Source organism: Sphingobium sp. TomMM35A (assembly GCF_054771735.1).
Genome location: NZ_BSRC01000001.1, coordinates 1,450,827 through 1,474,905, shown reverse-complemented (window position 1 = coordinate 1,474,905; position 24,079 = coordinate 1,450,827). Strand labels below are relative to the sequence as shown.

Sequence of the window (24,079 nt, the reverse complement as noted above, 5' to 3'; positions counted from 1 at the left end):
TTCCGGACGTTACGTCAACGCAAATCTCACCGCTCAGCCCGGCGGACGTATCAGGATATGGTCACGACCCGCGCAGGTCCGGTTCGGTCGAGCGGCTTGACGACCACCTTGTCGTCCATCCGGTCAAAGGCGATGTCGACCGACGCTTCCCCCACGCGCAGGCCATATAGCCTCAGTTCGTCAAGAAAACGGGGAAGGGCAGGTTCGCGCAGGGAGATTTCCGGCCCGGCCACATCGAAGCCGATGCCAAGGCTCGACTGGATGAGGGAGAGAGGCGCGGCGGCTGACCATGCCTGCGGGCTGCAGGCGACCGGGTAGAACGTCGGTCCTTGCGCACGGCGGCGCGGGAATCCGCAGAAGAGTTCCGGCAGGCGCATGAGATCGACATAGGTGGCCGCCGCGAACAGCCCCTCGAATATCTGGGCCGCCTCCCGCTTGTAGCCGTAGCGCGAAAAGCCCGCCGCGATGAGGGCATTGTCGTGCGGCCAGATCGACCCGTTATGATAGCTCATCGGATTGTACCGCGCTTCGGTGGAGGCGATGGTGCGCACGCCCCATCCGGAAAAGGAGGCTGGCGCCATCAGCGTCCGAACCACGGACTCCACCCTGTTTTCCTTTGCCAGGCCAGTGAAGAGCACATGGCCAGCGTTCGACGAACGCACACGGCATGGCCGCTTTTCCCCGTCGAGCGCAAGCACATAGGTGCCAAGTTGCGCGTCGAAAAAGGCATCGTCAAAATGGTCGCGCAGGCGATCCGCCCTCGATCCATAATCCAGCCCGCGCGCAGCATCGCCGAGCGCGGCATAGATGGCTTCGGCGGCTTTCCAGGCCCCGTAGACATAGGCCTGAACCTCGGCGAGGGCGATGGGTCCCCGTGCGATCGACCCGTCTTCGTGGAAGACGGAATCATGGCTGTCCTTCCAGCCCTGATTGGTAAGGCCCTGGTCCGTCAGGCGGCCATATTCGACGAAGCCGTCCTTGTCCCGGTCGCCATGATCGTCGATCCACAGCAGTGCCGCTTCGATATTGGTGAGCAGTCCGGTGACGAAGGGGAGGTCGCCGGTGCGCTCCAGATACGCGCCCGCGAGCATGATGAACAAGGGGGTGGAATCAATGCTGCCATAATAGTGGCGGAAGGGCACTTCGCCCAGTTCCGCCATTTCGCCATGGCGAACCTCATGCAGGATCTTACCGGGTTCCGCATCCGCAGCGGGATCAAACTGCGTCGCTTGATGCTTGGCCAGATAGCCCAGCACGCCACGGCTCATCGCAGGATCCAGCCAGAGCGTCTCCAGCGCCGTGATGATCGCGTCGCGGCCGAAGACGGTGCTGAACCATGGGATACCCGCATAAGGGTAGGGGCCATATTCGGTATCGGTGGACAGCATCGTGATGTCCGCGACGGACCGGCGCGTGACCTCATCGAACAGCGGGTTAGACGATCGCACTGTCGCGCCACGTGCCCGCGCCTGTTTCAGCGACTGCATGGACTCGCGAAGGGCTTTCAGGAACTGGCGCGAGAAGGGTTCTGCCGCTAATTCCACACGTTCGCAAGCGATCCGCATGTACAAGGTGCGCCGTTCTCCGGCTGGCACGACCACTTCGAAGGCGGCGTGGCTGTCGGTAAGTTCCTGGGGCTGCGGATCGAAGCAGATATGGGTTTCGCGCGTCTTTGCGTCGCGCCCCTCATAGGCGAGCAGCACGTCTGCGGGGCCAAGCACCGGCGACTTCATCGATCCTTTCCGCAGCCGCGTCATGCCACGTATCTCGAACAGGTCGGCAAAGTCGGCGGCAAAGCCCACGTCGACCCGCACGGTTCGCGCTTCGGCATCGAAATTGCGGATCGTGATCCGCTCGTGAATCGCGGATTCCCAGAGGAACCGGGTGCGGCGGAAGTGGATAAGGTCATGTTCCACCGCGACCCTGCCATCATCGCCCGGAAAATCCGGGTTGGTGAGGTCGCATGTCAGGATGGCATTGTCATCACGCAGCGCTGAACTCAGCAGGATCGGCCGCTGTCCGTTGATCGTCAGGTACAGGTGCGACAGGTGCCGGGTGTCCCGATGGTACAGTCCCTCCGGACTACCGGGCCCGGCAATCGCGTCGCCGCTATGATCGAACACCGCAAAGCTGTCGCCATGCTTCAACGTTCGCGGCCGCCGCTCGTGCAGGGAAGCAGTGGCCGGAATGAAGAATTGGGTCTGCTGCTGGGACAGGGACTTTGCCGGTTCGGCTGCCAAAGCTTCTGGCTGCAACTGGCTCACTGTCATGCAACGCTCCTTATCCGACTACCTGCAAATGAAGTTCCGCTTCGTCCCCGCGCTCGCGGCGGAGCCTTGCGGCATCGGTTCGCGCGCCGGGCAGAGCATGGTAGAGCGAGACATAGCCTGCCGCCATCCGGTCTGCCGTGAAGCGTGCGTCAAAGGCGGCGCGCACGGCGCTGCGGTCCAGTTCGCCGAGCCGGGACACGGCTTCCACTGCCTGATCCTCGGTATCGACGATGAAGCCGGACACGCCATGGTCGATGATCTCCGGCACCGAACCGCAGCGGAAGGCGATGACGGGCGTGGCGCAGGCCATCGCCTCGATCATCACAAGGCCGAACGGCTCGGGCCAGTCGATCGGGAAAAGAAGCGCGCTGGCGCCGCCAAGGAATTCCGCTTTTTGCGTTTCGTTGATCTCTCCGATAAAATCGATGTTGGGATAGAGGCTGAGGAGCGGCGCAATCTCCGCTTCCCAATAGCCCTTGTCCACATTGTCGATCTTTGCGGCGATCTTGAGCGGCTTGCCTGAGCGGGCGGCGATGCGGATCGCGCGATCGGGCCGCTTTTCAGGCGATATGCGCCCGAGGAAAGCGAGATAGCCATCGTCACAGCCGATCTTGGGTGGCAGCAGATCGGCGGGAAGACCGTGATACACCGTCCCGGCCCAGTTCACCGGCGGCATCGGCAGCCTTTGATGATCGGAAATGGACACCAGGCTGTGGTTGGGGAAGGTCTGGTAGAAGGGGACCAGATCGGGAAGGTCCAGACGCCCATGCAAGGTGGTGATGCATCGGCCGATAATGTCCTGGAACAGCGGCATGTGAACCAGATCGATGTGAAAATGCAGCGCATCGAATTCGTCGGCTCGTTGGCGCACCGCGTCGAGCAGCATCATGTGATAGGGGATGGGGTCGCGGACATGGGGATTGAGCCGCAACGCCATGTCCGTCACCGGAACCAGTTCCGCGCGCGTGATGGAATCTCCGCTGGCGAACAAGGTCACGTCATGGCCCTGGTCGATCAGGGCTTCGGTCAGGTAGGAAACGATACGCTCGGTTCCGCCATAGAGCTTTGGCGGCACGCTTTCGGCCAGTGGAGCGATTTGCGCGATTTTCATTCGGTAACCCCATCATTGGACTTGAAAGCCGCCACAGCACGGAGCCGTTGACGTGGGTTAAAAACTTAAATGTTGGTTCGGTTGCATAGGATTGTACGGCCAGTCGCGGTTCAGGGGCGTACCGTGGAACGGTGCGCCGTCAGCAATGCGGCACATGCCTTTCAAAGCCCTCCAGCAACAATTTGTAACATTCGGCAAATTTCAGAGACATTTGCGCGTCCTATGCGTGAGCCGGTTGTCTTTCGTCGGCAGGAGTTGGTTCGGATGTTTCCCATCATTGTGTCAGCCGCAGCCTTGACATTGACCGCTCCTGTCCACAGCGCGGACATCAGCCACGGCGCCACGCGATATCGCGCCAGCTACGAGACGATATCGACGGTTCATTTCCAGCAAGTGGAGCCGCGCTTTGCCACGCGTTCCGCGACGCCCGTTTGCCGTTGGCAAGCGAATGTCGGCGTCGCTCGCACGGTCAATTCGGAAGGGCATGCTGTTTCCGCCTTGGGCAAAGCCATCCACCGCTTCACGCCGCTGTCGGGCAGCTATGCCGGCGCCTGCGCAAGTGCGCGCAGCCAAATAGATGCAGAGATGGATCGCTATGCACGGGCGAACGCGGCCGAGGCGCTGATGGTAGCACAGCAGGACAGCGCAACCGTTTCAGGAGAACTCCAAGCCCTCCACAGCCTGTCAGTGAAGGGTGGATGAGCGCACCCCTGATCCTGATTGCCGAGGAAAAGCCGGATCTGCGCGAGCAGGTACGCGAATATCTGGAGCAGAGCGGCTTTCGCGCGCTGCCCGCCGGATCGGCGGCGGACATATTCAACGCGATCAAAGCCGTGCCGGTAGGCGCGTTGGTGCTGGATGCGGCCTTGCGCGGTGCCGATGGCCTTGACCTGTGCCGGGACGTCCGGGAACGGAGCGACATTCCGATCATATTGGTAGGCGCGGGTGGCAGCGAGGTCGATCGGGTCGTCGGGCTGGAACTGGGCGCGGACGACTATATGGCCAAGCCCTATTCGAACCGGGAACTCGCCGCCCGGCTGCGCGCGGTGCTGCGCCGCAGCAAGAAAGACCGGCTCATCGGCCTGCGAGCCAGCACGCTTGCGCAGTTCGATGGATGGCAGGTCGATTTCGCCCGGCGTGAGGTGCGGGACGGGGAGGGCGCGCTGATCGCACTCACGGCGGCTGAATTCGCATTGCTGCAAGTGTTGCTGGATCATCCGCAAACGGTGATCCCGCGCCTTAGGTTGATGGAATTGGCTGGAGTTCGCGACGCGCCGTCGTCTGACCGCAGCATAGATGTGCTGGTCAGTCGCGTTCGCCGGAAGCTCAGCGTTGGCGGCAGGCCAGCACCGATCGTCACTGTCCGGGGCGCCGGATATATGCTGAGCGCCGCCGTTGAACGGCAGTGACGACAGAAAATCCAGTCAGACATAATATTTAACAAAAGCGCTGCGACGCAGCAAAGGGCCGTTCCTATCCTTCAAACTACGCCGGTCTGTCCCCCTGACCGGCAACCAGTAAAGAAGGATAGAAGCGATGAACGAGCTAATCGGTCGCGTCTTCAGTTTCGAAAGCCAGGTCTTTTCGAAGAAGAGCGCGCTCTACAACCAGCTTGCCAGCCATGGGCAGAACCCCAAGGCGCTGATGATATCCTGCGCCGATTCCCGCATCGTGCCGGAACATATCATGCAGGCCGATCCGGGCGATCTGTTCGTGTGCCGCAACGCGGGCAACATCGTTCCCCCGCATGCGAGTCAGCTGGGCGGCGTCACCGCGACGGTCGAATATGCCGTCATGGTTCTGGGCGTGCGCGACATCATCGTATGCGGTCACAGCGATTGCGGCGCGATGAAGGCGCTGGCGACTGACGCCGACCTGACGTCGATGCCCAATGTCGCCGCTTGGCTGCGCCATTCGCACGCCGCGCAGAAGGTGTGCCGGGAAAGCTACCCGTCCGACCTCAGCGACGCTGAAAAGCTGCGCAACATGGCGCTTGAAAATGTCGTGGTGCAGCTGAACCATCTGCGCACCCATCCGTCGGTGGCGTCGGGCATGGCGCGCGGGGAAATCGCGCTGCACGGCTGGTATGTCGATATCCATGCGGGTCAGGTGCTTGGGCTCGATGGCGAAACCGGGCGGTTCGTCGCCATGCGTGAAGGCCAGCCGCTTCCCGTCGCTCAGGCGCAGTCGCGCCGCCTTGCTGGCGAAACCAGCATCGCCGTGGCTGCGGAGTAAACCATGTTGAAAGCTCTTTCCGGCGGCACTTTCAGCCGCGACTTGACTGCTTCCATCGTCGTGTTCCTGGTGGCGATGCCGCTCTGCATGGGCATTGCGGTCGCATCCGGCGTGCCACCGGAAAAGGGCCTGATCACCGGCATCATCGGCGGCATCGTCGTTGGTCTGCTGGCCGGTTCTCCCCTGCAGGTCAGCGGCCCTGCGGCAGGCCTTGCCGTCATCGTCTTCGAAATCGTGCGCGAACAGGGGCTGTCCGCCCTCGGCCCGATCCTGATCCTTGCGGGCGCGATCCAGGTCGTCGCCGGCCTCCTGCGCGTCGGCGGATGGTTTCGCGCCATTTCGCCTGCGGTCGTCCACGGCATGCTGGCGGGGATCGGCGTCCTGATCGTCGTCGGTCAGTTCCACGTCCTGTTCGATGACAAGCCGTTGTCGAGCGGCCTTGCCAACCTGGTTGCGATGCCGGGCCAGATCTTCGGCCTCAGCAATCAGGACGCAGCGACTGCCTTTGCCATCGGTCTTGTCACAATCGGCGGAATGTTGGGTTGGGAAAAGATTCGCCCCGCTTCCATGAAGCTGCTGCCCGGCGCATTGGTCGGCGTCGTGCTGGCGACGCTCGTGGCATTCCTGTTCAGCCTGCCGGTGGCACGCGTCGTGGTGCCCGAATCCATCGTGGCGGCGGTGACCTTGCCGGGCGAGGGTCTGCTTCAGCAGTTGATGAACCCGACGATCATCACCACTGCCGTCGCGATCGCCTTCATCGCGAGCGCGGAAACGCTGTTGTCGGCGGCTGCGGTGGACCGGATGCATAATGGCGTGCGGACCAACTATAACAAGGAACTGAGCGCCCAGGGTGTCGGCAACCTGCTGTGCGGCGTGGCTGGTGCCTTGCCGATGACCGGCGTTATCGTCCGCAGCTCCGCCAACGTCCAGGCTGGCGCGAAGACCCGGCTTTCCGCGATCATGCATGGCTTCTGGATACTCGGCTTCGTCGCGTTGCTCCCCTGGCTGCTGCGCGAAATCCCGATGGCTGCGCTCGCGGGCATATTGGTGGTGACGGGTGTCCGGCTGGTCAGCCTGGATCATGCTAAGCACCTGCTGCACCGCTATGGTCCGCTGCCGGTGGTCGTCTGGGCCGCGACGTTGATCATGGTCGTTGCTACCGACCTGCTGACCGGCGTGCTGGTAGGCATCGGCCTGTCGCTTCTGGAACTGCTGCCCCATGCCCGCCGCCTGAAGCTTGGCGTGGACGACGAGCAGCGCGGCGATACGCATGAGCTGGCCCTGCATGGCACCGCGACCTTCCTGACCTTGCCGAAATTGTCGGCCAAGCTGGAAGCGGTTCCTGCCGAGCGCCCTGTCATCCTGAATGTCGAGCGATTGCTGCACATCGACCATACCTGTGCCGAGATGGTGCGGGAATGGATGGATCGGCGCCGGGGTGCCGGCAACAGTGTCGAACTGGCCGGCGCTGCAGGACGCCTGCGCAATCTAGCCGCCTGAACTGTCACCCCCCGTCAGGCGACGTTGCCGCCGCGCCCCTCCGAGGCGCGGCGGCATTTTTTACATTTATGTGCGATGTGGAAATGAAATAGACATATTCAGAATGAATATGGACAACAACCGTGCCTTTTGCGGCACGCTTTTGCTGTTGCCTTCGCAGGTGCAGTAAAATGGCATTCCGCTTTCGGGCGGCGCGACATAGCCTGCTGTCAATCCGCCGGTAATCGCAGGCAAGACGACCTAAGAACCAGCGCGGACGCAGGACGGAACATTCTTACCGAAAAAGGGGAATGTTCATGAAATACCAGATCGCCTGTGCGGCTCTCGCCCTCTTGTCGAGTGCCCCGGCCTTTGCCCAGGAAGAAGCCGAAGGACCCGTCACCGTATCGGGCAGCGTCGCGCTCGTTTCCGATTATCGTTTCCGCGGCGTGTCTCAGACTGACCAGGGCATGGCCATTCAGGGCGGCATTACCGCCACGCACGAAAGCGGCGCCTATGTCGGCACCTGGGCTTCGAACCTTGCTGGCTGGGGCCAGTTCGGCGGCGCCAACATGGAACTTGATCTGTTCGCGGGCTACGCCATTCCGCTCGGCGGCGCGACGCTGGACGTCGGCCTTACCTGGTACATGTATCCGTCGGGCGCGGACAAGACCGACTTCGCCGAGCCCTATGTGAAGCTTTCCAGCCAGCTTGGTCCGGTCAAGGGTCTGCTCGGCGTCGCCTATGCGCCCAAGCAGCAGGCTCTGGGTAACTGGTGCAGCGACGCGGCCTGCACGGTCGCAAATCCGGGTGACAAGGAAGACAATCTCTACATCTGGGGCGATATCAGCGGTTCCATCCCCGAAACCCCGCTCACGCTGAAGGCGCATTTGGGCTATTCGGACGGCAACCCCGGCCTTGGCCCGAACGGTACGTCGATCGCGCCTACGGGCAAGTATCTCGACTGGCTGGTCGGCGCTGACCTCGCGATCCCCGGCACCCCGCTGACGCTGGGCGTTGCTTATGTCGATACCGACATCAAGCGTTCGGAAGAAAACTACATCCGCCCGAACTTCATGGTTCAGGACGGCGACAATTTCGGCAAGTCGATCGCCCGCAGCCAGGTGGTCTTCTCCCTTACGGCCGCCTTCTGACAGAAGCATGCCGGGCCCTCATATGCGGGCCCGGCATGATAATCTGCATGATTTCGGGGGAAGAATGTCCCCGGCATGACAAAATATTGCTGAACCTGTTTCCAAGGGTTTCTGGGGCAAGCATCGGTTGACCCCCTTGGCAGCGCTCTCTATCCCGAACGGCATGAGCCGTTCCCGTTGCGCACCCTTTCCGGCATGACCGCTCCCACGATCATACTTGTCGAAGACGATCCGCCGCTGCGTACGCTGACCGCGCGCGCGCTTCAGGAACATGGCTATCAGGTCCGCCCTGCCTCTTCGGGTCCGGAAATGTGGGTTGCCTTTGATGCTGGACCGGTCGATCTGGTCGTGCTGGACGTCATGCTGCCCGGCACCAACGGCATCGATCTTTGCCGCCAGATCCGGCGCAAAAGCGACGTTCCCATCATCTTCATCAGCGCGAAAGGCAGTGAGACCGATCGCATCGTCGGGCTGGAACTGGGCGCGGACGACTATCTGCCCAAGCCGTTCGGCACCCGCGAGCTGATCGCGCGGATCAGGGCGATCCTGCGCCGTGTCGGCGTTGAGCGTGGCCCTGACGAACATCGGGAAAATGAAGCGCGCTTCGACGGCTGGATCGTGAACTTCCCGCGCCGCGAACTGCGTTCGCCCACTGGCGCGATCGTGGACCTGACCGGCGCCGAGTTCGACCTGCTCGGATCGTTCCTCAGCCATCCGCAGCGCGTCATCGCGCGCGAGCGCTTGATCGAATTGTCGCGCACCCGCATGGGCGACAGTTCCGACCGGAGCATCGACGTGCTCGTCAGCCGGTTGCGGCGCAAGCTTTCGACCGAAGGCTCGGCAGCACCCATCACCACGGTGCGTGGCGTGGGCTATATGTTCAACGCGGAAGTCAGTAGGGCTTGAGGCTGCATGTGAGCCGGTCGGTAGGCCTGGTTGGACGGCTTCTGGCAATCCTGCTGCTGGCGCTGACGCTCGAATTCGCCGTCGGGACTCTGATTTACGAGCGGGCAGGGCACCTGTCCCTGCAGGATGACGAAGCCCGGCGGTTGGCCGAGCATCTGGTGATCGCGCGCAAGCTGGTGACGGAGCAGCCGCCGGGCGAGCGGCACGCCATGGCCATCCAACTCACCACCGACCGCTACGACGTGCACTGGACACCCGCATCCCCGCCGCCACCAGCGCTCGCACCGGAGCTGGAGCGCATGCGGCGGCAGATCATCGCGTGGGAGCCAAGCCTTGAGCAGTCCAGCCTCTGGCTGCGCCTGGCGTCACCGGGCCGCAGTTCGCAGATCAATGGCGGCTTGCAGCTGCCTGATGGCAGCTGGCTCTATTTCGGCATGCGCCACACCGGGGGCCAATGGACCTTCACTATCGGCCGGATGGGGCTGGCGCTCATCCCGCTGGTGGCGTTGATGGTGGCGGGCGCGATGATGATACGGCGGACGCTCGCGCCGCTCAAGGACCTCACCAAGGCGACGGAGCATATTGGCCTGAGCGATGAGGTCGTGGTTGCGGAGGGCGGCACCAGTGACGTGCGGGACCTGATCCGCGCGTTCAACGCGATGCAAAAGCGCATCCACCGTCTGATCACTGAACGGACCGAAACATTGGCGGCGGTCGGACATGATCTGCGCACGCCGCTCGCCCGCCTGCAACTGCGTCTTGAGGCCATTAAGGATGACGAAGCGCGCGACGCCATGGCCGAAGATCTGGCGGAAATGGGCGCGATGATCGAATCCCTGCTCGCGTTCCTGGGCGGGGAAAAGAATGGCGAGGCTCCGGTCCGGGCCGATGTCGCCGTCACTGTGGCGACCGTGGTCGACGCTTTTCAGGATCAGGGCGCGGATGTCAGCTATGAAGGGCCCGATCATCTGGAGATGAATGCCCGGCCGCTCCACTTGCGCCGCGCGGTCATGAACCTGGTGGAAAATGCGCTTCATTATGGGCAGCGCGCCTATGTGACCGTTGAGCGCCGCACCGGCAAAGTGCTGATCCGGGTGGAAGATGACGGCCCCGGTATCCCGGAAGACAAGATGGAGGAGGTGCTGAAGCCCTTTGCGAGGCTGGACGAGGCGCGCGGGCGCAACACAAGGGGCTTGGGTCTGGGCCTGGCGATCGTCGCGAAGGCGGTGGAACAGGAGGATGGCGAGCTCATCCTGGCGAACCGGCCGACCGGCGGACTGAGCGCCGAAATCCGCCTGCCTCTGGGGTAAGCGGCTCCCGTCCGCTGCAGCAAGTGGCCCGCTTCGGCGAAAAGAGAAGCTTCGGGGCTGCAAGCAAAACTCGTTTACCGAACAGCCCGATCGCGGTCTATGCCACCCCTTGTGGAACAAGAGGCGTATATGACGGCAGAAGGCGAAGAAGATCCGGTGGTGGAAGGCTATTGGGACCTCGACCGGCTCGTGAGCGATCTTGGGGCGGTGCGCACCCGCTGGCGGGAAGCGCAGCAGCATCATGCCGAATATGGCGCTGAAGGTTTTCCCTCGCGCGCCAACCTCGCCAAGATCATGAGCTCGCTCTGCGGCGCACTCTTCCCGCTCCGCCTGGGGCCGAGCTTCGTGCGCATCCACAATGAAGATGCCTTTGTGGCGCAGACGTTGCAGACGGCGCTCAGCCGCCTCTACGGCCAGATCCGCCTTGAACTGCTCTACGCCATGCATGGCAGCCCTGCGGCGGAGATCGATCGTGAAGCGTCGCAGATCATCGGCAACTTCGCCCAAAGCCTGCCGGGTCTGCGCGAATTGCTGGACACGGACGTGGAAGCCGCGTTTCTGGGTGATCCCGCCGCGCGCAGCGTTGATGAGGTGCTGATCTGCTACCCGTCGATGCTGGCCATCATCCATCACCGGCTTGCGCATCGCCTCTATGATCTGGGCGCGCCCTTGGTAGCGCGCATCATATCGGAAATCGCCCATTCGCGCACCGGTATCGACATTCATCCGGGCGCGACGATCGGCCGCAGCTTCTTCATCGACCATGGGACCGGCGTGGTGATCGGCGAAACGGCGATCGTGGGAGACCGGGTGCGGCTATATCAAGGCGTGACGCTGGGCGCGCGCAGCTTCCCCGCTGACGAAAGGGGCGCGCTTGCCAAGGCGTTGCCCCGGCACCCGATCTTAGAGGATGACGTGGTGATCTATGCCGGTGCAACGATCCTAGGCCGCATTATCATCGGCAGCCGCTCCGTCATCGGCGGCAATGTCTGGCTGACCGACAGCGTGCCCGCGAACAGCAATGTCCGCCAGGCTAAGGCCCAATATGAAGTGACCAGCCGGGTCGAAGTCTCCGCCCCGCACCGCGTCCATGCTCTGGTCGACGCGGAGCGGGATGGGTTCGCGGAAAATATCTGACCTTATCTCCCGGCGCAGCTATCCTCTGGCCCGGCGATCAGGTCCAGGCACCGGCCGTCAATCTCGCTCCGGAGCACGGGCAAGCCAATCAGCGCGGCAAGCGTCGGCATGATGTCCACCGTCTCAACCCCCAGCGGCTGTTCGAAAGGGCGCATCCCCTTGCGCCAGAACAGGATAGGGACGCGGCGATCCGTGTCCCAGGGAGAGCCGTGCGTGGCGACGGAGCCGTGCGAGGGGTCGGTGATCGGCGTTATCCGGGGTTTCAGCAGCAACAGAAGGTCGCCCGACCGCTCGGGATCGAAACTGGCGCGCGCCTCCTGAATCAGGCTCCAGCTTTCCGGCGGCCCCGAAGGCGAGGGAGTGGCCGCAAGCTGCGCCTTGGTGAACACGGCTTCCACCTGGGGATGCGCGCGGAGCAGCGCGAGGGTCGCTGCTTCCACCTTGGCGCGCTGGGCAGGCGTCAGCCCAAGGTTGAAATAAAGGTCGCCCGAAGGCCCATCGCCCAGGATAAGCCCTTTTACCTCCATTCCGGTGCGAGCGGCCACGGCCTTTGCAAGCGCGCCGGGCAGCAGCGCCGCGTCGACGCGCTGCTCCATCGGCATGGCATTTTGCTGGTGGCGTTCGGGAAGGTCATGGCCGCCATGGTCCGCCGTCAGGACCACGACATAATCCAGACCCTGCTGGTCGAGCCGGTCGAAGAAGGCGCCCAGTTCGCGGTCCAGCCGATCGACCTGGATGCAGCTTTCCGTTCCTTCCGTCCCATAGGCGTGACCGATGACGTCCGTTGCCGAAAGTCCGATGGAGATGATGTCGGTCTGGGGCTGCTTGCCAAGGCCCATCGTCTCGATCGTGGCCGCCGCGAATGCGAGCGTCATCGCATCCTGTTCAGGCGACGCGCGGAACGCATCATAGCGGCCTGCGGGCCTTTCTAAGCGTCCTGTACCCACCGTGCGATCCGGCGCCACGCGCACCGGAAAGTCCTTCGCGGCGCATTGCGCAGGCAGTTCGAACCCGGCATTGGGCTCAGCCAAACGCTGCTGGAATATCTCATTGACCCGCGCGACCAGCGGCGGCGTGGCGATGCCGGGATAGCTGACATAGCCCTTGGAACTCAGCCACCAGATCTGGTCCGCCTTTGCGCCGCCCATCATGATGGCAGCGCGATCCTTGCCAGCGATGGCGATGTTGCGGGTTGCCGGATTTGCCGCTTTCATGCGCTCGCCCAGCGTGGGCACGCGCAGATGGATGGGGGAGGCGACATAGTTGGAGCTGCTGCTGCCCGCCTGGCTCTCATCCTCCGCGCAATAGATCGTCTTGTCGGCCCGGCCAGCCTTCTGATCGATCCAGCTATTGGCGATGATGCCCGTGCGGGAAGGGCGGCTGCCCGTCAGGATGGTGCTGTGGCCAGGGCAGGTTTCGGTCGCGGCATGGCTTTGATAGCCGCGCGGAAACACTGCGCCCCCACTCAATCGCTTCAGACCGCCCGTGTAATAAGGGCGATATTCGCTGAAGAGATCAGCGGAAAACTGGTCGACGGAGATGGCGATGATCAGGCGGGGCGGCGTGCCGGAACCCGTCGGCGCTGCCGGTTGCGCCAGCACGGGCAGGGGCGCCAGCAGCAGGAGGGTATGAAGCACTTTCCCGAACATCTTTTCCAATCCCTTCTGGCGCCTTGACGGCGCAACCCTGCGGACCTAGCCCGCTGTGATCTACGCGAACAGAGGCCCGATGCGGATTTTCCATGTCCTCTTGATGACGCTGGCGCTCTTTGTCGCGCCGGCCGCTAGCGCCCAGGGCGCATTCGGATCGGGCAGGCCGCACATCGCCCTGCAACTCGTTCCCGAAAGTCCAGCGCCTGCCCCGGGATCGGCGAGCCTGATCGCCTTCGCCATGACGCCCGAAGCGGGCTGGCACGGCTATTGGCAAAATCCGGGCGATGCGGGCTTGGGCATGACGGTCAAATGGTCGTTGCCAAAGGGCGTCAGCGTCGGCCCGCTCCGTTACCCCGTGCCAGAAACCCTGCTGATCTCCGGCCTCATGAACCATGTCTATGAAGGTCCCTACGCGCTTCTTGCGCCGTTACGCATTGCGCCAGAGGTGGCCGAGGGCACGCGACTGCCGATCCGTGGCAAGGCGGAGTGGCTGGCCTGCACTGACAAGATATGCGTGCCCGAAAGCGCGGACATCGCCCTTGATCTGATCGTAGGTGACGGCACCGTGTCGCCTGCCGTTCAGTCCCGGTTCGATACATGGCGCGCGCGCCTGCCCCGGCCGCTGGGGAGCGAGGCGGCCTATGCTGTTGCCGATGGCAAGTTGCTTGTGTCCATTCCCTTTCCCCGGGAAGCTGCGGCGGCTGAAGTCCATCTTTTCCCGCTGGCGGATGGCGTCGTCCGCTATGCCGCGCCGCAAAAGGTGCAGCGCGAGGGCGATCGGCTGCTGATCGAAACCGAAGCAGGGCAGGGCTTGAAGGAAGGCGCGGTCGAGGCGGTTGTTCGCACCGGCGATCATGTGGGCTTCCTGCTGACCGCGCGGCCGGGCGAGGTCGCCAGGCCAGCTTCCGGCCTGTTGTCCACAGCCATGCTGGCACTGGGCGGAGCGATATTGGGCGGGCTTATGCTCAACATCATGCCCTGCGTATTCCCGATCCTGGGGTTGAAGGCGCTCAAGCTGGCCCGAGCGGGGGGCGACGAAGCGGCGGTTCGGCGGGAAGCGCTTGGCTATGCCGCTGGCGTCATCCTCACCTGCCTGGCGCTCGGGGGCTTGCTGCTCGCGGTCCGGGCGGCAGGCGTCGCGGCGGGCTGGGCATTCCAATTGCAGGACCCGCGCATCATATTGCTGCTGTTGCTGCTGGTCACGGCGGTGGCGTTCAATCTTGCCGGGCTTTTCGAACTCAGCGCCTTTGGCGGCGGAGAAAAGCTGGCGGGAAAGCCTGGCGTTGCCGGTTCTTTCTGGACCGGCGCGCTGGTCGCCTTCGTGGCCACGCCATGCACCGGCCCCTTCATGGGCGTCGCGATGGGCGCGGCGCTGGTGTTGCCGCTGGCGGCGGCGCTCGCGGTTTTCGCTGGGCTCGGGCTTGGGCTCGCTCTCCCCTTCCTGCTGCTTGCTTATGTGCCTGCCTTGCGAGCAGGTTTGCCCCGGCCTGGCCCATGGATGCGTACCTTCCAGAGGATCCTGTCGATCCCGATGTTCGTGACCGCCTTGGGGCTCGCCTGGCTGCTGGGGCAGCAGCGGGGGGTGCTCGCCATGACGATCGGCCTCGGCACGGCGTTGCTGCTGGCGTTGCTGCTCTGGTGGCTTGGAGAGCGCCAACATCATGGCAAGCGTGGAGGCTTTGCCGTCGCAGCCGCAGCGCTGTTGCTGCTGGGCGCGGGTGCTACGGCCTTGCCTGCGCGCGCGGATGGCATTGCACAGGCGGAGAATGGCAGCGTCGCCTTCGATGAGGCGCGCCTCGCGAGGCTGCGCGCATCGGGCAAGCCTGTGTTTCTCTATTTCACCGCCGATTGGTGCTTGACCTGCAAGGCCAACGAGGCGGCAGCCATCGACCGTTCTGATACGTGGGAGGCCTTCAGAAAGGCAGGCGTAACGGTGATGGTGGGAGACTGGACCAACGCCGACCCCGCAATCACGCGCTTCCTGGAGAAGCAGGGGCGGTCGGGCGTGCCGCTCTACCTCTTTTATGCGCCGGGCCAGCCGGGGCGGACCTTGCCACAACTGCTGACCGTATCCACTTTGACCGGCTTGGTGCGCTGATGGCGAAGGTGCGGGCCGACCAGTTGCTCGTCGATCGTGGCCTGGCGGAGAGCAGGGCCCGTGCACAGGCGCTCATTCTTGCCGGCCTTGTCTTCCTGGGCGACCGGAAGATCGACAAGGCCGGACAACAGGTCGCCGAGGATGCCGCGCTGGAGGTGAAGGGCCGCGATCATCCCTGGGTGTCCCGCGGCGGCATCAAACTCGCCCATGCCATCGAGCATTTCGCGCTGGACGTGAGCGGCATGGTTGCCATTGACGTTGGAAGCTCCACCGGCGGCTTCACCGACGTGCTGCTGACCAACGGAGCGGCGCGCGTCTATGCTGTGGACAGCGGCACGAACCAGCTTGCCTGGAAGCTGAGGTCGGACCCCCGCGTCATCGTGCATGAACAGACGAGCGCCCGCATCCTGACCGCCGACCATATCCCCGAGCCCATCGACATCATCGTATGTGATGCGAGCTTCATCTCGCTCGCCAAGGTGCTGGAAAGGCCACTCGGCTTCGCGCGGCCGGGCGCGCATCTCGTCGCCCTCATCAAGCCGCAGTTCGAAGCGGGCCGTGAGGAAGTCGGCAAGGGCGGCGTCGTCCGCGATCCTGCCATCCATGCGCGTGTCTGCCAGGACGTGCATGACTGGCTGACATCGAACGGATGGAGCGTGTTGGGCGTTACGGCCAGCCCGATCACCGGACCACAGGGCAATGTCGAGTTCCTGATCTGCGCGCAGCGGGAGGGATGACCGGGGGATGGGGCGTTTGATTTTGTGACAGATGCTGAAACCCGGCCTTCATTCGCGGGTTGCGGGATGAAGTGTTTCACCGCAAACCATCGCCATACGGCTTGACAGCATTTTCAAGGGATTCGCTGGCGGCCGCGAAAGAGGATGAGTGGAGCTGCGCCGCCGATGAACGAAATCGCGTCCCCGGGTCAACTGCGCCTGGCCTATCTGCGCTGGGCACTTGTCACGGTCCCGGCCATCGTCTTCCTTGGCTTCCTGTCGGGCAAGCTCGCCAACAGCGGCTATGGCAACCGCTGGTTCGACGCGCTGGTGAAGCCAGATTTCATGCCGCCGGGTTGGGCGTTCGGCGTTGCCTGGACCATCCTCTACATTCTTATGGGGCTCGCGCTCGCCATCGTCATCCATGCGCGGGGAGCAAGGGGCAGGGGAGCAGCGATCATCCTTTTCCTGGTCCAGCTCGTACTGAACCTCGTCTGGTCGCCGCTTTTCTTCCGGGCGCATCAGGTCGACAATGCGCTGGCGCTCATCATTGTGCTGTTCGTCGTGGTGGCGGTGACGGCATGGCTTTTCTGGCGCATCCGGCGCCTCGCAGGATTGCTGTTGCTGCCTTATCTGGCGTGGCTGGCCTTTGCCTCGACGCTGAATTATGAGATCGGCCGCTTGAACCCGGGGGCCGAGACCCTTGTCGCACCGGCGCTCAAGACCCAGATATGATTTCGTGACGCGAAGGACGCGTCGGCAAACAAGGACATTTAAGATCATGCAGAGCGAAAACCGCTTTTTCGACGACCTTGCCAAGCTGGTGAACGGCGCTGCGGGAACAGTCGCTGGCATGACCCGCGAGTTCGAAACCAACGCCCGCGAAAAAGCGAAGGAATGGATCGGCGGCATGGATTTCGTAAGCCGCGACGAATTCGATGCGGTGAAGGCGCTGGCTGCCGCTGCCCGTGAAGAGATCGAACTGCTGAAAGCACGGATCGATGCTCTTGAAGGGCGTTCGGCTGAGCCGGTCACGAAAACCGTCCGATCCCCCAAAACCAAGCCGGGCGACGCGGAATAAGCAAGCTTCGCCGCCTGTCCGTTGGATTTGGGCAACGATCGGCTATTTTGATGCGTTTCCCTCAGTCGGTGGTTTCCTTGCCGCCGGGAAATGCTCTATGGCCCACATATGATGGACAGCGACGAATTTGAAAATGGCGGCCAGGAAGCCGCTCCGATCGACATGCTGGCCGCCTATTTCGAAGCGAATGGGTGGAGTTTCGATCAGGTCGGCGAGGATGAGATCGTCGCGAGCACCCAGGGCAGCTGGGCGCAATATGAACTGCGCGGCATCTGGCGCGATGAGGATCAGGTCCTGCAATTGCTGGCGCTGCCCGACATCCGGGTGACGGATGAAAAGCGCGCGTCGATCTACGAAACCCTTGGCCTCATCAACGAACAGCTCTGGCTCGGCCATTTCGAGCTTTGGTCGTCAAGCGGCATCATATTGTTCCGCCACGGTGCCTTGCTGGGTGCCGGCGGCGTGCTGACGCTCGACCAGGCGCAGCTGCTGGTCGAAACGGCCATCGACGAATGCGAACGCTTCTATCCCGTGTTCCAGTTTGTCCTGTGGGGCGGCAAGAGCCCGACCGAGGCGATCTCCGCCAGCCTGATCGAGACGCGCGGCGAAGCCTGAGGATTGTCCATGACGCAAGCATGGCCCGCGCACCTGTTCATGGTCGGCTGCGGCAATATGGCTGGTCAAATGCTCGCCCGGTGGCTGGCATGCGGCCTTGATCCAGCCCGCGTCACCGTGTTGCGCCCCAGCGGCCGTGCGGTCGCGGATGGGGTGCAGGTGGTGACCGATTACCCCGCCTCGCTCCCGGCACAAGCGATGGTCATGCTGGGTATGAAGCCCTATCAGTTGGACGATGTCGCGGTGTCGCTGGCACCGCTCTGCACGGCGGATACGCGCATTGTTTCTATTCTGGCCGGGACGCCGGTTGCCGACCTGCGGCAACGTTTTCCGGCCGTCCGGGACGTTATCCGGGCAATGCCGAACCTGCCGGTCGCCTTGGGACAGGGCGTCACCGGACTATATGCCGACCGCGATGTTTCGCCAGCAGCGCGATCCGCCGTGGACGCGATCATAAAGCCCTTGGGCGCGGCTGAGTGGATCGAAGACGAAGGACAGTTCAACGCGCTGACCGCCCTGTCGGGCTGTGGCCCTGCCTTCTTGTTCCGTTTCATCGACGCCTTCTCGCGCGCCGGAGAAGCCATCGGGCTTTCGGGCGATCAGGCCGCTAGGATGGCGCTCGCCACCGTGCAGGGCTCAGCCAACCTTGCTGCCCAGGCGGACGAAAGTCCAGCGACATTGGCTGACCGCGTGGCGAGCCCCGGCGGCATGACGCGGGAGGGGTTGAACATCCTCGACGCGGACGACCGGCTGCTCAACCTTCTCAGCGATACGCTGGCGGCGGCACGGGACCGGGGCGAGGAAATCGCCCGCGCGCGCTGATCCGCGCTCCCGATGCGAGTTTAGGGCGCCCGGCGTGGCTGTCCGGGCATCTGTGAATATTGGAGTTTGTCATGCTGCCTGCCGATACGCCCATCCTGCTCCTGACCACCGGCGGGACGATCGATAAAATCTATTTCGATGCCTTGTCGGACTATAAGGTCGGCGAAAGCGTGGTCGCCAAACTGCTGCAGATCGGCGGCGTCAAGCGTCCCTTCCGCATAGAAGAGGTGACGCGCAAGGACAGCCTGGAACTGGACGACGCTGACCGGGCGCAGATCCGCGAGCGGATTCTCTCCGCACCGGAAAGCCATATCGTCATCACCCATGGCACGGATACCATGACGGACACGGCCAGGACGCTTGAGGGCATAGCAGGCAAGACGATCGTGCTTGTCGGCGCGCTCGCCCCGGCTCGTTTCGGTGAAAGCGACGCGAGTTTCAACCTGGGCATGGCCTTCGCGACAGCCCAGATTGCCGGGCCCGGCGTCTATATCAGCATGAGCGGATCGGTGTTCCGCGCAGATCAGGTCGTGAAGGACCGGGCAAAAGGCGCCTTCGTCCCGCGATAAGGTGCCCATCCGCGCCAGCGCCATCTCCACATATCATTCGCGCTGAGCCTGTCGATCCGCAGGGCGGCGAAGCCTATGGCTCTACTTCCTTTAGGATAAGGCTTCGACAGGCTCCAGCCGAGCGGGTTGAATGATTCCGATCAACACTCTGCCCGAAGATCATCTCTCGCGTCTCCGCGTGAAACATCTATCCCGTGACCGTCGCCATATCTGACGCAGGAACCGCCTCCGCCATCGCGCATTATTCGTGCGGGTGGCGTAACGATGAGGAGGAAATTCATGGCCGATTATCAGGAGCGTCCAACGACGACGACTACGGTGATTGAAAAGCGCAGCGGCGGCACGGCGATTGCTGTCCTGCTCCTCGTGGTAGTAGTGGCGATCGCCGCCTTTTTCCTGATCAGCAGCCAGACGCGCAAGGACAGCGCGGTCGAGAGCGCTGCGACGCAAGTCGGCCAAGCCGCGAGCGACGTTGGAAGCGCTGCAAAGGACGCAGCGAACGGCGAATAGGCCGGAACAGCTTGGCCGCGCTGTGCCTAAACTCAGCGACCACAAAAAAGGGCGCCCCTGCTCGGAGCGCCCTTTCTACCTTGCTTCACCTGCCGTCATCGGCTCGGTTAAGGAAATTCAGCCTTCCACCTTGGCATATTTGGGGGCGGCTTCGTTCAGGATGCGCAGGATCTTCTTGAGGGCGCTCGGCTCGTCCGTCTCTTCCATCGCGGCCAATTCGCGAGCAAGGCGGCTGGACGCAGCTTCGAAAATCTGGCGTTCGGAATAGCTCTGCTCGGGCTGATCGTCAGCACGGAACAGGTCGCGCGTCACTTCGGCGATGGAAACCAGATCGCCGGAGTTGATCTTAGCTTCATATTCCTGCGCGCGGCGCGACCACATGGTGCGCTTCACCTTCGGCTTGCCCTTCAGCGTTTCGATCGCTTCTTCCAGGGTCTTGTTCGACGAAAGCTTGCGCATGCCCACGCCTTCGGCCTTGTTCGTCGGCACGCGGAGCGTCATGCGCTCCTTTTCGAACCGGAGCACATACAGCTCCAGCTCCATGCCCGCGATCTGCTCCTTCTGAAGCTCCACCACACGGCCAACGCCATGCTTGGGGTAAACGACATAATCACCAACGTCAAAGGACAGCGCCTTGGCAGCCATTTGAAACCTTTCTAATTCTACCGGAGACGAGCAACCGCCGGGTCACAGAAGCGCGGATGAGGCGCAACCGGGGGATCCACGGCGTTACCGTCAGGACATGAGCAAATACTCCAGGACGGATGCGACCATTTCCGCCTCTTGTCCTTCATTTAGCAGATTCGTAACAAAATTGCCACCCCCAGACGCAAAATCCGGGAGTAGGTGCGAGGGTGAGACGCTAGGGCTAGTAAGTTGCTCTTGCCCAGCCGCCGAATTTTCCGGCTGAAGGGCAGGACGCTCCCTGCCATGAGCGCGTCGATGATTTTATCGACGCCACGCTATGATCAGCTGCCGGAACCGGGCTCGGGAGAGAAGAACTTCTCCAGCTTGTTTTCAATGCCCTTCATTTCATCAGCGTCGGCGGGTGCGTCGCCCTTGACGGTGATGTTGGGCCATTCAGCGGAGAATTTGGTGTTCAGTTCCAGCCACTTTTCCAGGCCATTTTCCGTGTCGGGCAAAATGGCTTCGGCCGGGCATTCCGGCTCGCACACGCCGCAATCGATGCACTCGTTCGGATTGATGACCAGCATGTTTTCGCCCTCGTAGAAGCAATCGACGGGGCAGACCTCGACGCAATCCATATATTTGCAGCGGATGCAGTTGTCGGTCACGACATAGGTCATGGATCAGCACTCTAAAGGGGTTTCGACAGCGGCGGCCCTGCTATGCCGCGCGCGCGCGAAGGTCAATGAGGATATTGTTGCGGCCCTAATCGCCTAACTTCAGTTCCTCATAGCAGCTTTGCGCTTCGGGGGCAGGGCCACGGCGGCCGGGGAGCTGGACGACGCGCACCACGCGCACGCCATGATGATGGGGAAAGGTGATGAGGTCGCCCGTCCGCACCGGCGCATGGGCCCGCTCGATGCGGCGGCCGTTCAGCCGGATATGCCCATCCTCTGCCATTTTCTGCGCTACCGACCGGCTTTTGGCGAGCCGCACGAACCACAGGAATTTGTCGATGCGCAGGCTGGGCCCATGGTTGCCGGCAGGGGCGCTCTCAGCCATTGCGGCCCAGCAACTCCGCCAGGCCCGCAAAGGCATGATTGCCGTTGGCCGGTGCGGCACTCGCGGCGGCGGGGCGGGGCGATGCACCGCGCGCAGGCGCACCGCGCCGATTCGGCCCACGCCCCTGCTGCTGGTCGGGTCGAGCCTTTTGCCGTCCGCGGAACGTCCAGTTCGCGCCGCCTTCCGCCGCTGGTTCGATCGGCCGGAACCCGGCAAGGCGCATCAATTGGAGGAAGGAGGCTTCGTTGAGGCCGAGCGACACGATCTGCGGGCTAAGGGCTGTGAAGGCCTCGCCCTTCGCAATCGCTTCATGCGCCGCCCGCGCCATGCGCTCCGCCATGTCGATCCGCAGCATCTGGGTGTCAAAGCCCCTGAAGCCCGCGATGCGCGCGCCCATCTGCTCCGCTCTTTCACCTGCCGGGATCAGCGTCAGGCCGGGAAGGGGAAGCGGCAGGCAAGGCTTGGCGATGCGCGCCGCCAGCAATGCCGACCGCCACCGCGCGGCTCCCGGCTTCAAGAGCCCGGGATGATAGATGTCGAGCACGCCGATATCGATGCCCGCGCGGCGCAGCAGGTGGCGCTGGTCCTTGTCGAGATGATTGAGGGCGGCGTCCAGATCCGTCCGCGCCATCACCCCGCCAGCGTCTGCCAATTGGGCGAAGACCGCGCGCACCACCGCAGGCACGGCCGGATCGGCGGCACTGGCGGCCATTTTGACGAGGGGCAGCAGATGCTTTTCCTTCTGCGCCTCCACCCAGACGGAAAGGCGCGCAAGGACCTGCTTCTGCACATCCTGCCCAAGCGCCAGGAGCCCGCGATCCAGCCGGATTTCCGGCGCAAGCAGCGAGGACCCAGCAAGCAGCGCTGCGACCGCATTACCCTGCCAGCCGATACCCGGCGCCTGTCCCGGCTCGTCCATCAGCACGAAATCAGTGTCGGGCGCGCCCAGCAATTCGTCAGCCTTCACTCGCAATATCCTTCCAAGACGGCGTTCCGCCGCCGCCAGCAGCATCTTTCTATCCTGATGCCGCGTAGCCGGATCGACCGAGAAACGAAATCCGTCAAGTCGCCCGATCATCTCGCCATCGACGCAGACCGTCCCGTCCGGCTCCACATCGACCGGAAGATTGCTCGCATCCTGCCCCATGTCGCGCAGCAGGACAGAGGTGCGACGATCCACGAAACGCTGGGTCAACGCTGTATGCAGGGCATCGGAAAGCCGCTCTTCCAGAGCGCGCGTCCGCTCTGCCATCTCGGCGGGATGCGCCAGCCAATCGGGGCGATGAGCGATGTAGGACCATGTCCGCGCCGCCGCGATCCGCGCGGACAAGATATCGATATCGCCCTGAACCGAATCGAGTCGCGTCAGTTGCTGGGCGAACCAGTCCCTTGGAATATGGCCGCTGCCCTCCGACAGAAAGCGCCAGATCCGGCTCACCGTGCGCGCATGATGGTCCGCCCCAAGCTTCTGGAAGTCGGGAAGGCCGCAAGCGGCCCATAGCCGTTCGACCGCTTTCTTGCCCTGAACCCTTTCGATGACCAGCGGATCATCCGACAGCCGCCGCAGCACGGCAAGGTCGACCGCTTCGGGTGCGGCACGCAGTTCATCCCGGTCAGGCCGCGTCTCCAGTTCCATGATCAGCCGGTTGACGCTGTCCATGCGCGGCTTGCCCTCTCGCCAGAACAGCTGTTCGACAGGCGGGAAATGATGGTCTTCGATCGCTTCGATCTCTTCGGGCGTGAACGCCGCGTCGCCATCTTCATGGCCCAGGCTGCCGAAAGTGCCATCCTTGTGATGCCGTCCAGCACGCCCCGCGATCTGCGCCATTTCCGCTATGGTGAGCCGTCGCGTCCGCCGTCCATCGAACTTGCGCAGCGAAGCGAAGGCGACATGGGCGACGTCAAGGTTCAGCCCCATGCCGATCGCATCGGTGGCGACCAGATAATCGACCTCGCCATTCAGGAACATCTGCACTTGCGCATTGCGCGTGCGCGGGGAGAGCGCGCCCATCACAACGGCTGCGCCCCCGCGAAAGCGGCGCAGCATTTCCGCGACGGCATAGACTTCCTCCGCCGAGAAGGCCACGATCGCCGACCGCTTGGGCAGTCGCGACAATTTCTTCGCCCCGCCATAGGATAATGTCGAAAAGCGCGGGCGGCTGATGATTTCCACGTCGGGCACCAGCGCCTTCACGACGCGACCGATGCTGGCAGAGCCCAGGATCATGGTCTCTTCCCGCCCGCGCGCGCGCAGCAGCCGGTCGGTGAACACATGCCCACGCTCCGGGTCCGATCCGAGTTGCGCCTCATCCAGCGCCACGAAAGCGAAATCCCCATCGACCGGCATCGATTCAGCGGTGCACAGATAATAGAGCGCGCCGGGCGGGAGTATCTTTTCTTCCCCGGTGATCAGCGCGACCTGATGCGCGCCCTTGATCGCGACCACCCGGTCATAGACTTCGCGCGCCAGCAAACGGAGCGGAAAGCCCATCATGCCGCTGGAATGACCGCACATGCGCTCGACGGCCAGATGCGTCTTGCCGGTATTGGTGGGACCCAGCACGGCTGTGACGGGCGATCGGGCAAATTGAGCCATGATCCTCTCTATGTCGGGGATGAGCGCTGCAAGGGCAAGGGGAAGGCAGTGATTCTCCTCGGAGCGGTGGAGCTTGTGTCACTCAACGGCCGAAGGCCACGTTTCGTCGCGTGAAAAGAGTTAAAAAAT

The 24,079-nt window shown here is 63.2% G+C and carries 23 protein-coding genes; 16 read left to right on the top strand and 7 right to left on the bottom strand.

Going from position 1 to position 24,079, the window contains the following annotated elements:
• Positions 1–50: 50 nt before the first annotated feature.
• Both ACYU8T_RS07275 and ACYU8T_RS07270 read right to left on the bottom strand, forming a co-directional pair.
• Positions 51–2,270: an amylo-alpha-1,6-glucosidase gene (locus ACYU8T_RS07275; protein ID WP_461158964.1), complete on the bottom strand. Its 2,220-nt coding sequence runs from the start codon at positions 2,268–2,270 to the stop codon at positions 51–53.
• A 10-nt stretch (positions 2,271–2,280) separates the two neighbouring features.
• Complete coding sequence (locus ACYU8T_RS07270) at positions 2,281–3,381, bottom strand: glycosyltransferase family 4 protein (protein WP_461158963.1); 1,101 nt, start codon at positions 3,379–3,381, stop codon at positions 2,281–2,283.
• A 264-nt stretch (positions 3,382–3,645) separates the two neighbouring features.
• On the opposite strand from ACYU8T_RS07270, the gene ACYU8T_RS07265 reads away from it, so the two are divergent.
• The 8 genes from ACYU8T_RS07265 to epsC all read left to right on the top strand — a co-directional run bounded on the left by ACYU8T_RS07265 (position 3,646) and on the right by epsC (position 11,602).
• A complete protein-coding gene (locus tag ACYU8T_RS07265) occupies positions 3,646–4,083 on the top strand; it encodes a hypothetical protein (RefSeq protein WP_461158962.1) in 438 nt (145 codons plus the stop codon).
• Complete coding sequence (locus tag ACYU8T_RS07260; protein WP_461158961.1) at positions 4,080–4,790, top strand: response regulator; 711 nt, start codon at positions 4,080–4,082, stop codon at positions 4,788–4,790. Before ACYU8T_RS07265 ends, ACYU8T_RS07260 begins: the two co-directional genes overlap by 4 nt.
• 127 nt (positions 4,791–4,917) lie before the next feature.
• Entirely contained in the window at positions 4,918–5,616 is a 699-nt protein-coding gene (locus ACYU8T_RS07255) for a carbonic anhydrase (RefSeq protein WP_461158960.1), read from the top strand.
• A 3-nt stretch (positions 5,617–5,619) separates the two neighbouring features.
• On the top strand, positions 5,620–7,116 hold the full coding sequence (locus tag ACYU8T_RS07250; protein ID WP_461158959.1) for a SulP family inorganic anion transporter: 1,497 nt from the start codon (positions 5,620–5,622) through the stop codon (positions 7,114–7,116).
• A gap of 290 nt (positions 7,117–7,406) precedes the next feature.
• The gene (locus tag ACYU8T_RS07245) at positions 7,407–8,249 is read left to right on the top strand and encodes a TorF family putative porin (RefSeq protein ID WP_461158958.1); all 843 of its coding nucleotides are present in this window, start codon (positions 7,407–7,409) and stop codon (positions 8,247–8,249) included.
• A gap of 195 nt (positions 8,250–8,444) precedes the next feature.
• Positions 8,445–9,155 carry a response regulator gene (locus ACYU8T_RS07240; protein WP_461158957.1) on the top strand — a complete coding sequence of 237 codons (711 nt, stop codon included), beginning with the start codon at positions 8,445–8,447 and terminating at the stop codon, positions 9,153–9,155.
• An 8-nt stretch (positions 9,156–9,163) separates the two neighbouring features.
• Positions 9,164–10,465 carry an ATP-binding protein gene (locus ACYU8T_RS07235; protein ID WP_461158956.1) on the top strand — a complete coding sequence of 434 codons (1,302 nt, stop codon included), beginning with the start codon at positions 9,164–9,166 and terminating at the stop codon, positions 10,463–10,465.
• A 129-nt stretch (positions 10,466–10,594) separates the two neighbouring features.
• A complete protein-coding gene (gene epsC, locus ACYU8T_RS07230; RefSeq protein WP_461158955.1) occupies positions 10,595–11,602 on the top strand; it encodes a serine O-acetyltransferase EpsC in 1,008 nt (335 codons plus the stop codon).
• A gap of 2 nt (positions 11,603–11,604) precedes the next feature.
• On the opposite strand, the gene ACYU8T_RS07225 is transcribed toward epsC, so the two are convergent.
• Positions 11,605–13,251 (bottom strand): alkaline phosphatase family protein, encoded by a 1,647-nt coding sequence (locus tag ACYU8T_RS07225; protein WP_461158954.1) that lies wholly within the window; start codon positions 13,249–13,251, stop codon positions 11,605–11,607.
• Between the two features lie 79 nt (positions 13,252–13,330).
• On the opposite strand from ACYU8T_RS07225, the gene ACYU8T_RS07220 reads away from it, so the two are divergent.
• The 8 genes from ACYU8T_RS07220 (at position 13,331) to ACYU8T_RS07185 (ending at position 19,665) form a co-directional block, all read left to right on the top strand.
• Positions 13,331–15,352: a protein-disulfide reductase DsbD family protein gene (locus tag ACYU8T_RS07220; RefSeq protein ID WP_461158953.1), complete on the top strand. Its 2,022-nt coding sequence runs from the start codon at positions 13,331–13,333 to the stop codon at positions 15,350–15,352.
• Positions 15,352–16,089, top strand: coding sequence for a TlyA family RNA methyltransferase (locus ACYU8T_RS07215; protein ID WP_461158952.1), 738 nt, complete (start codon positions 15,352–15,354; stop codon positions 16,087–16,089). Before ACYU8T_RS07220 ends, ACYU8T_RS07215 begins: the two co-directional genes overlap by 1 nt.
• A gap of 165 nt (positions 16,090–16,254) precedes the next feature.
• Complete coding sequence (locus ACYU8T_RS07210) at positions 16,255–16,803, top strand: TspO/MBR family protein (protein WP_461158951.1); 549 nt, start codon at positions 16,255–16,257, stop codon at positions 16,801–16,803.
• Between the two features lie 46 nt (positions 16,804–16,849).
• Positions 16,850–17,149 (top strand): accessory factor UbiK family protein, encoded by a 300-nt coding sequence (locus ACYU8T_RS07205; RefSeq protein WP_201513505.1) that lies wholly within the window; start codon positions 16,850–16,852, stop codon positions 17,147–17,149.
• 108 nt (positions 17,150–17,257) lie between these two features.
• A complete protein-coding gene (locus ACYU8T_RS07200; RefSeq protein WP_097092726.1) occupies positions 17,258–17,764 on the top strand; it encodes a type III secretion system chaperone family protein in 507 nt (168 codons plus the stop codon).
• Positions 17,765–17,773: 9 nt separating this feature from the next.
• Positions 17,774–18,586 (top strand): pyrroline-5-carboxylate reductase, encoded by an 813-nt coding sequence (gene proC / locus ACYU8T_RS07195; RefSeq protein WP_461158950.1) that lies wholly within the window; start codon positions 17,774–17,776, stop codon positions 18,584–18,586.
• Positions 18,587–18,657: 71 nt separating this feature from the next.
• Complete coding sequence (locus ACYU8T_RS07190) at positions 18,658–19,155, top strand: asparaginase domain-containing protein (protein WP_461158949.1); 498 nt, start codon at positions 18,658–18,660, stop codon at positions 19,153–19,155.
• Positions 19,156–19,434: 279 nt separating this feature from the next.
• Complete coding sequence (locus tag ACYU8T_RS07185) at positions 19,435–19,665, top strand: hypothetical protein (protein WP_097091260.1); 231 nt, start codon at positions 19,435–19,437, stop codon at positions 19,663–19,665.
• Between the two features lie 117 nt (positions 19,666–19,782).
• Here ACYU8T_RS07185 and ACYU8T_RS07180 read toward each other — a convergent pair whose 3' ends face one another.
• The 4 genes from ACYU8T_RS07180 to ACYU8T_RS07165 form a co-directional block, all read right to left on the bottom strand.
• Complete coding sequence (locus tag ACYU8T_RS07180) at positions 19,783–20,310, bottom strand: CarD family transcriptional regulator (RefSeq protein ID WP_097091261.1); 528 nt, start codon at positions 20,308–20,310, stop codon at positions 19,783–19,785.
• Between the two features lie 323 nt (positions 20,311–20,633).
• A complete protein-coding gene (gene fdxA, locus ACYU8T_RS07175; RefSeq protein WP_097091262.1) occupies positions 20,634–20,972 on the bottom strand; it encodes a ferredoxin FdxA in 339 nt (112 codons plus the stop codon).
• Between the two features lie 85 nt (positions 20,973–21,057).
• Positions 21,058–21,354: an RNA-binding S4 domain-containing protein gene (locus tag ACYU8T_RS07170; protein WP_461158948.1), complete on the bottom strand. Its 297-nt coding sequence runs from the start codon at positions 21,352–21,354 to the stop codon at positions 21,058–21,060.
• On the bottom strand, positions 21,347–23,950 hold the full coding sequence (locus ACYU8T_RS07165; RefSeq protein WP_461158947.1) for a helicase-related protein: 2,604 nt from the start codon (positions 23,948–23,950) through the stop codon (positions 21,347–21,349). Before ACYU8T_RS07165 ends, ACYU8T_RS07170 begins: the two co-directional genes overlap by 8 nt.
• Positions 23,951–24,079 lie beyond the last annotated feature (129 nt).

Coding starts and splice junctions, on each gene's coding strand:
- ACYU8T_RS07275 (WP_461158964.1), bottom strand. CDS start 2,270: ATGACAGTGAGCCAGTTGCAGCCAGAAGCTTTGGCAGCCGAACCGGCA.
- ACYU8T_RS07270 (WP_461158963.1), bottom strand. CDS start 3,381: ATGAAAATCGCGCAAATCGCTCCACTGGCCGAAAGCGTGCCGCCAAAG.
- ACYU8T_RS07265 (WP_461158962.1), top strand. CDS start 3,646: ATGTTTCCCATCATTGTGTCAGCCGCAGCCTTGACATTGACCGCTCCT.
- ACYU8T_RS07260 (WP_461158961.1), top strand. CDS start 4,080: ATGAGCGCACCCCTGATCCTGATTGCCGAGGAAAAGCCGGATCTGCGC.
- ACYU8T_RS07255 (WP_461158960.1), top strand. CDS start 4,918: ATGAACGAGCTAATCGGTCGCGTCTTCAGTTTCGAAAGCCAGGTCTTT.
- ACYU8T_RS07250 (WP_461158959.1), top strand. CDS start 5,620: ATGTTGAAAGCTCTTTCCGGCGGCACTTTCAGCCGCGACTTGACTGCT.
- ACYU8T_RS07245 (WP_461158958.1), top strand. CDS start 7,407: ATGTTCATGAAATACCAGATCGCCTGTGCGGCTCTCGCCCTCTTGTCG.
- ACYU8T_RS07240 (WP_461158957.1), top strand. CDS start 8,445: ATGACCGCTCCCACGATCATACTTGTCGAAGACGATCCGCCGCTGCGT.
- epsC (WP_461158955.1), top strand. CDS start 10,595: ATGACGGCAGAAGGCGAAGAAGATCCGGTGGTGGAAGGCTATTGGGAC.
- ACYU8T_RS07225 (WP_461158954.1), bottom strand. CDS start 13,251: ATGTTCGGGAAAGTGCTTCATACCCTCCTGCTGCTGGCGCCCCTGCCC.
- ACYU8T_RS07220 (WP_461158953.1), top strand. CDS start 13,331: ATGCGGATTTTCCATGTCCTCTTGATGACGCTGGCGCTCTTTGTCGCG.
- ACYU8T_RS07215 (WP_461158952.1), top strand. CDS start 15,352: ATGGCGAAGGTGCGGGCCGACCAGTTGCTCGTCGATCGTGGCCTGGCG.
- ACYU8T_RS07210 (WP_461158951.1), top strand. CDS start 16,255: ATGAACGAAATCGCGTCCCCGGGTCAACTGCGCCTGGCCTATCTGCGC.
- ACYU8T_RS07205 (WP_201513505.1), top strand. CDS start 16,850: ATGCAGAGCGAAAACCGCTTTTTCGACGACCTTGCCAAGCTGGTGAAC.
- ACYU8T_RS07200 (WP_097092726.1), top strand. CDS start 17,258: ATGATGGACAGCGACGAATTTGAAAATGGCGGCCAGGAAGCCGCTCCG.
- proC (WP_461158950.1), top strand. CDS start 17,774: ATGACGCAAGCATGGCCCGCGCACCTGTTCATGGTCGGCTGCGGCAAT.
- ACYU8T_RS07190 (WP_461158949.1), top strand. CDS start 18,658: ATGCTGCCTGCCGATACGCCCATCCTGCTCCTGACCACCGGCGGGACG.
- ACYU8T_RS07185 (WP_097091260.1), top strand. CDS start 19,435: ATGGCCGATTATCAGGAGCGTCCAACGACGACGACTACGGTGATTGAA.
- ACYU8T_RS07180 (WP_097091261.1), bottom strand. CDS start 20,310: ATGGCTGCCAAGGCGCTGTCCTTTGACGTTGGTGATTATGTCGTTTAC.
- fdxA (WP_097091262.1), bottom strand. CDS start 20,972: ATGACCTATGTCGTGACCGACAACTGCATCCGCTGCAAATATATGGAT.
- ACYU8T_RS07170 (WP_461158948.1), bottom strand. CDS start 21,354: ATGGCTGAGAGCGCCCCTGCCGGCAACCATGGGCCCAGCCTGCGCATC.
- ACYU8T_RS07165 (WP_461158947.1), bottom strand. CDS start 23,950: ATGGCTCAATTTGCCCGATCGCCCGTCACAGCCGTGCTGGGTCCCACC.